This is a genomic window from Capnocytophaga sp. oral taxon 335 str. F0486 (genome assembly GCF_000277665.1).
In the GTDB taxonomy this organism is placed as follows: domain Bacteria; phylum Bacteroidota; class Bacteroidia; order Flavobacteriales; family Flavobacteriaceae; genus Capnocytophaga; species Capnocytophaga ochracea.
In genome coordinates this window covers 67,010-78,997 of sequence record NZ_AKFR01000032.1, presented here as the reverse complement: position 1 = coordinate 78,997, position 11,988 = coordinate 67,010, and the positions used below count along the sequence as shown (strand labels likewise).

General features: G+C 41.7%; 11 protein-coding genes. 8 read left to right on the top strand and 3 right to left on the bottom strand.

Annotated features, from left to right (window positions below; genetic code table 11):
• Position 1 precedes the first annotated feature (1 nt).
• The 3 genes from HMPREF1320_RS07990 (at position 2) to hemL (ending at position 3,836) form a co-directional block, all read left to right on the top strand.
• Positions 2 to 1,360: an O-antigen ligase family protein gene (locus HMPREF1320_RS07990; RefSeq protein WP_009418170.1), complete on the top strand. Its 1,359-nt coding sequence runs from the start codon at positions 2 to 4 to the stop codon at positions 1,358 to 1,360.
• A 201-nt stretch (positions 1,361 to 1,561) separates the two neighbouring features.
• Complete coding sequence (locus HMPREF1320_RS07985; RefSeq protein ID WP_009418198.1) at positions 1,562 to 2,488, top strand: PfkB family carbohydrate kinase; 927 nt, start codon at positions 1,562 to 1,564, stop codon at positions 2,486 to 2,488.
• Positions 2,489 to 2,549: 61 nt separating this feature from the next.
• Positions 2,550 to 3,836: a glutamate-1-semialdehyde 2,1-aminomutase gene (hemL, locus tag HMPREF1320_RS07980; protein WP_009418191.1), complete on the top strand. Its 1,287-nt coding sequence runs from the start codon at positions 2,550 to 2,552 to the stop codon at positions 3,834 to 3,836.
• Between the two features lie 776 nt (positions 3,837 to 4,612).
• On the opposite strand, the gene HMPREF1320_RS07975 is transcribed toward hemL, so the two are convergent.
• From HMPREF1320_RS07975 to HMPREF1320_RS07965, 3 genes are read right to left on the bottom strand one after another with little or no spacing between them, the layout of a single operon-like run.
• Positions 4,613 to 6,784: a glutamine synthetase III gene (locus HMPREF1320_RS07975; protein WP_009418164.1), complete on the bottom strand. Its 2,172-nt coding sequence runs from the start codon at positions 6,782 to 6,784 to the stop codon at positions 4,613 to 4,615.
• A 25-nt stretch (positions 6,785 to 6,809) separates the two neighbouring features.
• Complete coding sequence (gene dinD / locus HMPREF1320_RS07970) at positions 6,810 to 7,673, bottom strand: DNA damage-inducible protein D (protein ID WP_009418181.1); 864 nt, start codon at positions 7,671 to 7,673, stop codon at positions 6,810 to 6,812.
• Between the two features lie 49 nt (positions 7,674 to 7,722).
• On the bottom strand, positions 7,723 to 8,145 hold the full coding sequence (locus HMPREF1320_RS07965; protein ID WP_009418185.1) for a hypothetical protein: 423 nt from the start codon (positions 8,143 to 8,145) through the stop codon (positions 7,723 to 7,725).
• Positions 8,146 to 8,432: 287 nt separating this feature from the next.
• Here HMPREF1320_RS07965 and HMPREF1320_RS07960 point away from each other — a divergent pair, with 287 nt between their 5' ends.
• The 5 genes from HMPREF1320_RS07960 to HMPREF1320_RS07940 all read left to right on the top strand — a co-directional run bounded on the left by HMPREF1320_RS07960 (position 8,433) and on the right by HMPREF1320_RS07940 (position 11,988).
• Entirely contained in the window at positions 8,433 to 9,668 is a 1,236-nt protein-coding gene (locus HMPREF1320_RS07960) for a hypothetical protein (RefSeq protein ID WP_034554402.1), read from the top strand.
• 80 nt (positions 9,669 to 9,748) lie between these two features.
• The gene (locus HMPREF1320_RS07955; RefSeq protein ID WP_198006267.1) at positions 9,749 to 9,967 is read left to right on the top strand and encodes a hypothetical protein; all 219 of its coding nucleotides are present in this window, start codon (positions 9,749 to 9,751) and stop codon (positions 9,965 to 9,967) included.
• Between the two features lie 635 nt (positions 9,968 to 10,602).
• Positions 10,603 to 11,253, top strand: coding sequence for a hypothetical protein (locus HMPREF1320_RS07950; protein WP_009418165.1), 651 nt, complete (start codon positions 10,603 to 10,605; stop codon positions 11,251 to 11,253).
• 158 nt (positions 11,254 to 11,411) lie between these two features.
• Complete coding sequence (locus HMPREF1320_RS07945) at positions 11,412 to 11,684, top strand: hypothetical protein (protein ID WP_034554399.1); 273 nt, start codon at positions 11,412 to 11,414, stop codon at positions 11,682 to 11,684.
• Positions 11,677 to 11,988 (top strand): type II toxin-antitoxin system YafQ family toxin, encoded by a 312-nt coding sequence (locus HMPREF1320_RS07940; RefSeq protein ID WP_009418174.1) that lies wholly within the window; start codon positions 11,677 to 11,679, stop codon positions 11,986 to 11,988. The genes HMPREF1320_RS07945 and HMPREF1320_RS07940 overlap by 8 nt, the downstream gene beginning before the upstream one ends.

Genomic DNA, 11,988 nt, shown 5'->3' with positions numbered 1-11,988 from the left:
TATGAAACACACCTTATTATTCTCTCAATTATTTTGTTTATTTACTTCAGTAATTTTATTTTTTGCTCCTATTGCAATTAATCCTTATAATTCTACTGATATTCTATTGTTTTTCTATGTTGGGAGTGCAATAGTATTAGGACTTTCTTTTGTAGATATCTATCAAAAAAGAGATTCTTTATTGAAAGGTATTAGTTTTTTTAACGCTTTTATATCTATTTTTGCTTCTCTGATCGTAGCTATATATTTTTATAATCATAAAACCCCTCTAGGTCTTAGTATTGTTTTACTTTTACTTTGCTTGTTTTATGGTATCTATAAGAGGACTTTTTACAAACCTCATATTATAATGATTATTATTTTTATTTTTAGTACAATAAAACTTTTAAGTGTTTTATGGTCTAATAATATTAAAGAAGGGTTTGACCATATTGACTATTATTGCTTATTTATTTTTTTACCTATAGTGAGCTGTTTTTATAAAGTAGAAAAAGCTGACCTAAAATTATTTATTTATACAGTATTTTCTATTTTTTTAGGACTACTTATTTTAGAATTTATCTCCTATATTTTTTTGCTAAAAAGTTTAAATCAGTATTTTTTTGCTTTTTTATCTTTTAACAAAGGTTACTTAGGCTATATGGGTGAAGGGTATTTAGCAAAGTATTACAATATTATTCTTTGGACAAAAACAAGTCACCCAAGTAAGATGGCTTGGATTTGTATGGTTGTTGGTGTAGCAGGATACTGGCTTTGGCAAGAAGGAGAAAAAAAAATAATACCTACTTACCAACTATTATTATATTTTGCAACACTATTAATCTTTTCTTTTGCTGTACAAGCTCGTGTAACTATTTTAGGTATCTTTATACTGATGTCTTTATTCGTTTGGGTATCACTGATGAAACGGGTCAAAAAACCTAAACTGATTGCCCTTTTCACAGTAATAGTTTTTATTATAGGAAGCTTGATTACTAAGGAAATTATTACTAAAACTACGTTTTTTAATGATGAAGGACGTGCTAAAATCAATGAAGCTGCCTTAGTACATTTTAAAGAACACCCCTTTATAGGTGGAGGTGCAGGTTATGAAACCCAGCTAATTCACAGTTTAAACATCAACCTCAATAGCCTTCACAACGAATTCCTCACAGCTCTTTCTGACCAAGGTTTGTTAGGACTCTCTTTCCTATTACTTTTCCACGTATTAGTAATATACTACGGACTCAAAAACAAGTATTTCTTAGGGATTTACGTACTCATTGCCTTCTCCATCTTCAATGCTACCGAAGGTGTAATGGGCTTACCCATTTGCATTCCTTTCTTCCTCTTCTGCCTTATTCCTCCCAAACAAACTTAACATCTCTTTGCTTCTTTTAAAAGTATTCTTCTATCAACCTCCTTTTATAGATTTTTATCCTACACTTCCCTTCTGTTCAGCTTTCTTATTCTCATAAAACTTTTTTCACCTTTCCCTTCTCTCTATCCACTTTTTTCACTACCTTTGCCCCCGAAATCTATTACTCACAGATCCAGTGTTTACTGGTTTTACCTATTTTAAATGAATAAACTACTCATTCTCGGAAGTATCGCTTTCGACCAAATAGAAACTCCTTTCGGAAAAAGCAACGCTATTATGGGGGGCTCGGCTAACTATATAGCCCTTGCTGCCGCTCAGTTCGAAGTCCCCTCAGCTGTCGTCTCTATCGTAGGAGACGACTATCCACAAGACTACTTAAACCTCCTCTCCCAGCGCCATATCGACGTATCGGGCATTGAGATAGTGCACGGAGGAAAAACGCTCTTTTGGAGTGGCAAGTATCGTAACGATATGAACCAACGCGATACCCTCGACACCCAACTGAACGTGCTTGCCAATTTCAAGCCCGTAGTACCCGAAGCCTTCCGCAATGCCGAAGTGCTCTTACTCGGCAACCTCCACCCTACTCTGCAAATGGACGTACTCGACCAGATGCTATCACGCCCCAAATTAGTGGTGATGGACACAATGAACTACTGGATGAACCACACTTGGGACTTGCTAATGGAGGTAATCGCCCGCGTAGATATGATTACAATCAACGATGAAGAAGCACGCCAACTTACCAAAGAGTATTCGCTCGTGAAAGCCGCCCAGCGCATTATGGCAATGGGTGTGAAATTCGTAGTGATTAAAAAAGGCGAACACGGGGCGCTATTATTCCACGACGACAAAGTGTTCTTTGCGCCAGCACTCCCCTTAGCCGAAGTATTCGACCCCACAGGTGCCGGTGATGCTTTTGCTGGCGGACTCGTAGGCTATCTCACCAAAACCCGAGACTATTCGTTCAGCAATCTAAAAAATGCTATTGTTCACGGCTCGAACATCGCCTCGTTTTGCATCGAGAAATTTGGAGCTGAGCGCCTGCTTACCCTTACCCAAGACGAGCGACACGCCCGTTTGCAACAATTCCGTGACCTTACTCAATTTGACATTCAACTTAAGTAAGAGATAAGAAGTAAAAGTGTTATCTATTGCCTCTTATCTCTTACCTCTTACCTAAATAGATATGCTTTACAAAAGAAGTAGCGAACTATTCGCAGCCGCACAACAAGTACTCCCTGGCGGAGTCAATTCTCCCGTACGCGCTTTCAATGCCGTGGGGGGACACCCTATTTTCATCAAAGAAGCCCAAGGCACTTACCTCACCGATGAGGACAACCGCAAGTACATCGATTATATCGCCTCTTGGGGACCGCTCATCTTAGGACACGCCTACCCTCCGGTAATTGAGGCAGTAACCGAGCGCGCCAAGAAAGGTACTTCTTTCGGTATTCCTACCGAAGTCGAAGTCCAAATCGCCGAATTAGCGGTCTCAATGGTGCCTCATATCGATAAGATTCGCTTTGTGAATAGCGGAACTGAGGCTTGTATGAGTGCCGTTCGCTTGGCTCGTGGCTATACCGGTCGTGAGAAGATTATCAAGTTTGCCGGTTGTTACCACGGACATTCCGATGCTTTCCTCATTGAGGCTGGTAGTGGTGGCGCAACTTTTGGTAGTCCCAATAGTCCTGGCGTGACTCAAGGTACAGCTAAAGATACGCTTTTAGCAAACTATAACGATTTAGCCTCCGTAAAAAACCTCTTTGAAGCCAATCCTCAGCAAATTGCTTGCGTAATTATCGAACCCGTAGCAGGAAATATGGGCTGTGTGCCTCCTGCCGAAGGTTTCTTGGAAGGATTGAGAGAACTCTGTACCGAAAACGGGGCGCTTTTGATATTCGATGAAGTGATGACCGGCTTCCGTTTGGCAAAAGGCGGAGCGCAAGAGGTCTTTGGTATCAAAGCCGATATCGTTACCTTCGGAAAAGTGATTGGTGGCGGACTCCCAGTAGGGGCTTTTGCTGGTAGCAAAGAGGTGATGAGCTATTTAGCTCCCGAAGGTCCCGTGTATCAAGCGGGGACTCTTAGCGGAAATCCTTTGGCGATGAGTGCTGGATTGGCAATGCTCACAGCACTGAATGAACAACCTGAGGTGTTCGACAGTTTAGCCAAAAAGACAGCTTACTTGCACGAAGGCTTCGACAACGTACTGAAACGCGCAGGGTTCCCTTACCAAATCAATAGCTTTGGTTCGATGTTTACCCTCTTCTTCGCCGAAGAACCCGTAACCGATTTCGCCAGCTCAGCTAAGAGCAATACAGCACGTTTCCGCAAGTATTTTCACGGAATGCTACGCGAAGGTATCTACTTACCTCCAAGTGCTTTTGAAAGTTATTTCCTCAACGACGCCCTTACTTACGAAGATTTAGATAAGACCATCGGAGCTCTCAACAGAGTAATTATGGAGTTGTAACACTCATAGTTAGCGTCATACTACACTTTGTCAAAGTCTCTAACCGCACGTACTGCTACGATACTTTTTGACAAAGTGTTTTTTTATTATAGCTTATCAAAATTGGTTTGCGAATTTTCGTTTTACACTTTATCAAAGGTTCTACTTGCTCGTCGTACCACGACCCTACATTACCTTCACTTTTCCCGTGACCACATTCCCCCTTTGGAGGTAGCCAGCGACAGCTGGGTATGTGTAAAGGGGGAGGTTATCCCCTATCGTCTATGTGTCATAACACTTTGCCAAAGTCTCAAACTTTGGCAAAGTTAATGGTAATAAATCACGAGTTGTACTACAACCTTTCACCAGCCTGTGTAACTCACACTACTTTTCCGTCACCACACTCCCACTAAACTCCTCCAACAAATTTGCTAATTCCCAAATTTTCTAATTTGCTAATTCCCTTTTCCGTCATACTCCCCCCTAGTGCCTATGGCCTATGGCCTTTTGCCTTTTCTCTTTCTTTCGCCTCGAAACCCCGTTTTTACCATTTTTTGCATCGCTGTATTATACTATGAGTCAACCATTTGTATACCCTTTCTATACCAATCTTCCAAGATTCGTATAAGCTTCCTATAAGCTCTCTATAAGCTAATCTCACCCTTCTTACAGCTCATTTTTTACCTTTTACCCGAATTACTTCTTCCGAACTTCTCCGTTTCCTTCCGAACCCCTCAACTCTCCAAATTTGCTAATTCAACAGCCTGTGTGGCTCACACTGCCTGTGCGGCTCGCACTTAATTAAAAAACAGTTCGCGGTATTTCGTCAGTGTCCAAAGCTCGTCGTCTACCATAAGTTCGAGTTTATCGCAATGGTAGCGTATTACCTCAAAGAAAGGTTTTACTTGCGTGCAATAAGCATCGGCTTTGGCTTCAAAATCGGGTAAGTGATTGGCGTGCTTGCGCGCCTCTACCATTGCCTCTACCTGACTGTGGATCACCTTGATATGCTCGGAAATATGGCGTATGAGCTCCAATTGCTCGGCAGCTACTTCTTGATAGCTATCGCCGAATATTTCTTTTAAGCCTTTTACGTTCTCAATAAGCGTATTTTGGTAGCGCACGGCTGTTGGTACTACGTGATTGCGGGCAATATCGCCTAATACACGTGATTCTATCTGTACGGTTTTCACGTATTCTTCTAAGCCAATTTCATAACGCGCTAAAAGCTCTACTTTGCTCAGTACCCCTGTACTTTCAAACAAAGCCACAGCCTTCTCACTGATGTTTTCTTTGAGGGCTTCTGGTGTTGTTTTATGATTGCTTAAACCACGGCGGGCAGCCTCTTCCTCCCATTCTTTACTATAACCATCGCCTTCAAAGCGTATTTTCTTACTTTCCTTAATGTAGCGGCGCAATACTTTAAAGATAGCATCTTCTTTCTTCTTGCCTCCTTCTATAAGCGCATCAACGGCTTTCTTGAAGTCGGTGAGTTGTTGAGCTACAATGGTGCTCAGTACCATTGTAGGCTTGCCACAGTTGGCTTTAGAGCCCACTGCACGGAACTCGAACTTGTTGCCCGTAAAGGCGAAAGGCGAGGTGCGATTGCGGTCGGTAGTGTCGAGGAAGAGGTCGGGTATTTTGCCTACCACGTTCAGTTTAAGGTCGGTTTTTTCCTCAGGAGATAGGTTATCGGATGATACTTCTAAGGCGTCCAACACTTGGGTGAGTTGTTCGCCTATAAATACCGATACAATGGCAGGCGGTGCTTCGTTGGCACCTAATCGGTAATCGTTAGTCGCCGATGCTACTGAGGCTCTTAACAAAGGCTCGTATTCACATACTGCCTTGATAGTGCAGATGAAGAAAGTGAGAAATTGCAGGTTCTTGATAGGCGTTTTACTAGGTGCTAAGAGGTTTACGCCCGTATCGGTAACCAGCGACCAGTTGTTATGCTTACCAGAGCCATTTACTCCTGCAAAAGGTTTTTCGTGGAAGAGGATTACAAAGTCGTGGCGCTCGGCTACTTTGCGCATCACGTCCATTAGCAAAGAGTTTTGATCGACAGCAAGGTTGGCTTCTTCAAAAATAGGCGCCAACTCAAACTGGTTAGGTGCGACCTCATTATGGCGCGTTTTCACAGGGATACCAAGCAATAGGCACTCTTGTTCCAAATCGCGCATAAAAGCCAACACACGGCTGGGAATTGCCCCTAAATAGTGGTCGTCTAACTGTTGTCCTTTCGCCGCTTGATGTCCTAAAAGCGTTCTGCCGGTAATCATCAAATCGGGACGGGTATTAGCAAGGGCTTTATCGATGAGGAAGTACTCTTGTTCACAGCCTAAGGTAGTGGTGACTTTGCTCACATTCTTGTCGAAATAGCGGGCTACCTCGGTAGCAGCTTGATCGAGAGCGCTAAGGGCTTTGAGCAAAGGCGTTTTATTGTCTAACGCCTCGCCGGTATAGGCGATGAAGATAGTAGGGATACAAAGCACGGTACCATACACAAAAGGCGGTGAAGAAGGATCCCAAGCGGTATAGCCACGCGCCTCAAAAGTATTGCGGATACCGCCATTGGGGAAGCTGGAAGCATCGGACTCTTGTTGTACGAGCTGTCCACCCCCGAAGCGTTCGATAGCGCGGTCGCGGGTAACGGGCTCAAAGAAAGCGTCGTGTTTTTCAGCAGTACCCCCTGTAAGAGGTTGGAACCAGTGAGTATAGTGGGTAGCGCCTTTGGAGATTGCCCAATCGCGCATAGCGGTAGCCACTTGGTCGGCTACACGGCGGTCTATTTTAGTGCCATTGTGAATGGCGTTCATTACAGCGGCAAAGGCATCGCGGGTCATCAGTTGGCGCATAGCCTCTTCGTTGAATACATTTTGGGCAAACAGTTCGGAGCGTTTGCCATTTTCGGGTACTGCCACCGGTTTGCGGTTTTGTGCGGTAGTAAGAGCGGTGAATCTTAGCATAGGTAACAGGTAAGTTATTATTATTTTAGTTTTTAGGTAATTTTTGAGAGTTTTCGGCAATTGCTTTCTCATCACAAGCTACTTTGCGCTCTAATTTCTTAATATCTTCGGCGGGAGGTAATTCTTCTGGCTTGATACCACGTTGTCCTAACATTTGTCGGACGGTTTGGTTATTTTGTATGTGCTCGTGTGTGATGGCAGATTCGCCGTGCAAATCATTACTTTCCACATTGTAATTAGTCATTTCGGTAGCGAGGTTTTTAGCAGCAATGGTAAGCGTTGGCAAGAAATCTGCTAAAGGTCGGTTGGTTTTTACCCCTAACCGTAGCTTCATATCATCAGTAGTATGTCCACCAAAAAGAGCGGTATCTCCTTTGGAGCGGATACGCGAAAAGCCTTTATCATCAACGCCACGCTCATAAATATTCTGTGAGAGTTGCTTTTCGGCACTTCTGAGTTTATCGCGCGTTTCTAAACGAGAAAGCAAGTTAAGGCGTTCTTCGATGAGCTCTGCCTTACGTGTCTGTACCGCAAAATAACTCTGAGCAAAAGCCACTTCTTCTTTTTTAGGATCGCCATTCTGTGCAATGAGATAGCAGGCGTAACGAGTAAGCATAAAATCCATTATTTCACGCTTAGAACCACTGCCTAATTCGACCATTTTCGTGACCTCACGAAAATGGTCATCTACATTGATTTGTTGCGACTTACACGAAGCAACTGCTCGGTGTATCGCTACCGAAAAGTTCTCCCATCGGGCATAGCCCAATATGGTTTGCAACTCACGGGCAAACCACACTTCTATTTTCTCTTTGGCATCTTCACTTTCTATATAATGAGTAATGCCGTCAAACAGATTTTTGTACTGTAAAACACTGTTCTTATCCATAATGTTTTAGCGTTTTTAAGTTTCAAGGAGGAAATCTGTCCGATAACTACTACAACGTAATTGTAATCGTTGATTTTTCTTTCGCTTTAAGGGTAACCGTTTTCACTGTTTTCAAACTGTTCTTAGTAATTTCAGTGCCCGAAAGATTCTTCTTCCCTGCGTTGTCCTCAGTGTAATACACCACAAACTGATACACTTCCTGCTCATCAATCACATCTATACTCAGTACAAACGAGGCTATCCCCTCATCATCAGTCGCCGACTGCTTCGCGTGAAAAGTAGGGTGCGAGTCACTTTTGTGTTCCCACGCCCATTCATCGTAAGCATATACCTCCCAATTCTTTAAGGGCGTACCGTTGTTGTCTTTTACGTAGACGGTAACATCTACCTTTCCCTCTAATTTCTTAATATCCTCTTTACTACAAGAGAGTGCTCCAAAGGCAATAAGGAGCATTAAAATCGTTCTTTTCATTGTTCTATTATTTAGTTTTAAATTTTTACTCGTGAGTTTTTTGTTCTCAAATCGTTTTTATTCTACCTTCCGTGCTACGGATGCCTGTGTGGCTCAAACTACATATATGGTTCACACTTCCTCATTTGCTTATTTACAAATTTGCTAATTTTTCACCTGTGCGACTCATACTGCTTGTCGTGCTACGACTTCTATTGCGACAAAAGTAATCATTTTCCTTCATATCGTCACCTTTTTTACAATTTATTTTGTATTTTTGCACTATCAAGACCATAAATATTACCCAAATGAAAAGATTTCTTTACATCGGTTTAAGCGCTTTATGCCTTTTCACAAGTTGCCAAAAAGACAATAACAGCGAAGATAACGGCACTCTTATCTCCAGCAACACCCCCTTCCCAATGATGGCGTGGATAGGACTTTCCCCTCAATCCTCTACTGAAGCTTATCAAGAGATGAAACAAGCGGGCTTAAATTACAATATGTACACCTATTATTCCCCCCTTTCCCAAGTGAAAGAGGCTTTGAATAAGATGCAAAACCTACAAATGAAGAGTATTGTAAGTTGCTCAGAACTCTCTACCGATACCGAAGCAACCATCAAAGCCCTAAAAGACCACCCTGCTGTGGCGGGCTGGTTTATGGCAGATGAACCCTCAATGAAAGATTTAGATAAGATAGCTGCGAAGATGAAACGCTTTCAGCAAATCGACAAAAAAGGTATCTGCTATGTGAATTTCCTCTCAATAGACACTTCCGAAAAGCAATTAGGCGCCTCCTTTAATGCTTATCTTGAAAAAGCCACCCGCACCCTCCCTCTGCAAATGCTCTCTTCTACCTTCTACCCTATCGTACTCAACAAAGGAGCAAAAGAGAGAACCGTAAACGGATTGTGGTATAAAAACTTAGAAGTTTTCTCGGCAAAAGCCAAAGAATTACGCATTCCTCTATGGACGCTCGTGCTATCATCGTCCCACCCTCTCGGTGAAGGTGGATACCCAGAACCTACTCTTGCCGACCTCCGCTTGCAACTGTACACCAACTTAGCCTATGGTTCGCAACTGATGCAGTTTTTCACCTACACCACCCCTCCTGACAACCTAACTTACAAAGCGCCTATTGCGCCCGACGGCTCTAAAAATGCTACCTATTACCGATTAGCGCAAGCCAATGCCGAAGTACAGAAACTTTCCGGCGTGTTCGTGGGAGCAAAGATGCTCAACGTATGGCATACCGGCAAAAGCATTCCCGCAGGCACAAAAAGATTGGTTTTGCCCAAAAACTTTGAAGTCCTCAAAACAGGTGATATAGGAGCAACTGTTTCGCTTTTGCAGAACGGGTCACGCTACTATTTGATGATTGTAAACCACAGTCCTCTCAAAACGTTGCCCTTAGAAATAAAAGCCACTGCCGAAGTACAAGAAGTAAGCAAAGAAGCCCGCTTGCTCCCCGTCGATTGGACAACCTCTAAAACATACACCTTAGAAGCAGGAGATATGCGCCTTTACTCGTGGACAAAATAAAAGCCTTTCTATCTTATAAACTTCCCCCATCTTACCTCCACCTTTGCTTCACTACACTTTGTCACTCTCATCGCTACACTTTGCCAAAGTTTCTAATTGCTTGTCGTACTATGACCTTTGGCAAAGTTAATATAGCCCTCTTTGTCTTTGGTTCTCCCCTTTTGAGTCTCTCCGACCCTCCCCCGATAGCTTCTTCTTTCCGTCGCCACATTCCCCCTTTTGAAGGTAGCCAGCGACAGCTGGGTATGTGTAAAGAGGGAGGTTTCTATTACACTTTTCCCTTATTGCCTATGACCTAAGACCTCACACGTCCCCATTTACTAATTTTCTAATTTGCCAATTCCCTAATTATCCCTTCTCTTTTCCATCATACTCCCCCCTAGTGCCTATTGCCTAAGGCCTAGTGCCTCTTCCTCTTTCTTTCGCCTCGAAACCTCGTTTTTAACATTTTTACCCCTGTTGTATTATATTATGAATCAATTTTTTACATACCCTTTCTATACCAATCGTCCAAGATTCGTATAAGCTTCCTATAAGCTCTCTATAAGCTAACCCCACCCATCTTACACCCTTTTTTCACCAAAACCTCTCTCAGCTCTCTTCCGTTCTTTTCCGTTTTCTTCCGAATCCCTCAACCTCTCCTCTGACCTGTCCGACCCGTCCATTTCCCTTGCTGGTATTATTGGCATTTACCCCATTTTCTAATTCTCTCATTTGCTAATCTGCTAATTTTCCACCCGCCCGTCGTGCTATGACCCTTGTAATTACTAATGTTTAGAAGGTAGTTATCGAGAACTCTTATAGCACTATCGATAAAATTATAACCCAAAATAGTTGCATTTGGCATTTTTTTTGTAATTTTGCCCCCGAAATAATTTTAAGCAGGTGTACTTCTTATGAAGAACAGATGTAAGTCTTAAAGAAAACAATTTTTATGAAAAATGCAAAAAAGAGGTATTATTGTGCCATAATGATGGCAGTATTTTTTATGTTGGGTTTTACTGTAAAAAGTGATGAAGAGAGAACTACCGTAGTACCGCCCAGCTTTGTAGTAGATATACCTCGTTTGGTTACCGCTATGCCAAAAGAAATAACAAGCGAACCCAATCTGTTTTCCTTAAATCCACCACAAGTAGGAAAAAGTTTTATAGGCTTTAAAGAAGCCTTAGCCTACCGCGAGTCACGAGGCAATTATTTTATAGTGAATAGGTTTGGCTATATGGGAAAATATCAATTTGGAAAATCAGCTTTGCAGTTCTACGGAGTAAAAGACGCTCAGCAATTCCTCAATTCCCCCGAACAACAAGAACGACTTTTTACCCTTAGTCTTCAGCGCAACAAATGGTATTTGCGCAATGAAATCAAGCAATACGTAGGCACTAAAATTAACGGTATAGAAATTACCGAATCAGGCATATTAGCCGCAGCTCACTTAGTCGGAGCGCAATCAGTAAAAAAATATTTGAAGAAAAAAGGACGCTATGCCTTTGCCGATGGCAATGGTACTACGTTGCAAAACTACCTAAAACACTTTGCAGGGTACGACACAGCACACATTATCCCTGAAAAACTCCCACGTTTTTAGAAACATAAGTTAATCGAAAAACATAAACTTTCTTCATCTTTGTCAAGGTTTTATAATCTTGGCAAAGATTTCTATTTTCTTACTTCTCAGCATTTGCCAATCCCTAAATTTGCTCATTTGCTAATTACTTCATACCTTTGCACAAAAATAGAAGAAATATGAGAACTACAAATTACAAAATGATGAATTACAATGTAAGCATTCCTGAAGTTGATATGCCTATTTTTGAATCTCTCTTCAAGAAATACAATGTAATAGTAAAACCCGTGCACATATCCGAACCTACTGAAGAGTATGTACCTAATAAAAAAACTATTGAAGCTATTGAAGAAGGCGATATATTAGTAGAAAAATACAAAAAAGGACTTGTGAAAGGCTATACGAACGCTAAAGAAATGTTTAACGACATATTATCCGAAGATGATGAATGAAGATGATGAAAGCCAAGAGTTTTTGTACACCATTATTCCTACATCCATTTATAAAAAAGAATTGAAGAAATACAAAAAACAACCGAAGAAGTTTGACAAAATAGAGAAGATAGTACAAATCTTAATGAAAAAAGGAAGTGAAGGAATTCCTTTTGATAGATATCCTCATTTGCTGACAGGAAATTATAAAGGTTGTATGGAATGCCATATAGAACCTGACCTACTCTTGATTTGGAAACAATATGAAGAAGAAAAACTAATCACTCTAAATAGAGTAGGAACACATTCCGAATTGTTTAATTAA

Excerpts from the sequence above, each read along its gene's own strand:
- HMPREF1320_RS07985 (WP_009418198.1), top strand. The coding sequence starts at position 1,562 with ATGAATAAACTACTCATTCTCGGAAGTATCGCTTTCGACCAAATAGAA.
- HMPREF1320_RS07945 (WP_034554399.1), top strand. The coding sequence starts at position 11,412 with ATGAGAACTACAAATTACAAAATGATGAATTACAATGTAAGCATTCCT.
- HMPREF1320_RS07975 (WP_009418164.1), bottom strand. The coding sequence starts at position 6,784 with ATGCTAAGATTCACCGCTCTTACTACCGCACAAAACCGCAAACCGGTG.
- dinD (WP_009418181.1), bottom strand. The coding sequence starts at position 7,673 with ATGGATAAGAACAGTGTTTTACAGTACAAAAATCTGTTTGACGGCATT.
- HMPREF1320_RS07950 (WP_009418165.1), top strand. The coding sequence starts at position 10,603 with ATGAAAAATGCAAAAAAGAGGTATTATTGTGCCATAATGATGGCAGTA.
- HMPREF1320_RS07990 (WP_009418170.1), top strand. The coding sequence starts at position 2 with ATGAAACACACCTTATTATTCTCTCAATTATTTTGTTTATTTACTTCA.
- HMPREF1320_RS07965 (WP_009418185.1), bottom strand. The coding sequence starts at position 8,145 with ATGAAAAGAACGATTTTAATGCTCCTTATTGCCTTTGGAGCACTCTCT.
- HMPREF1320_RS07960 (WP_034554402.1), top strand. The coding sequence starts at position 8,433 with ATGAAAAGATTTCTTTACATCGGTTTAAGCGCTTTATGCCTTTTCACA.
- hemL (WP_009418191.1), top strand. The coding sequence starts at position 2,550 with ATGCTTTACAAAAGAAGTAGCGAACTATTCGCAGCCGCACAACAAGTA.
- HMPREF1320_RS07940 (WP_009418174.1), top strand. The coding sequence starts at position 11,677 with ATGAATGAAGATGATGAAAGCCAAGAGTTTTTGTACACCATTATTCCT.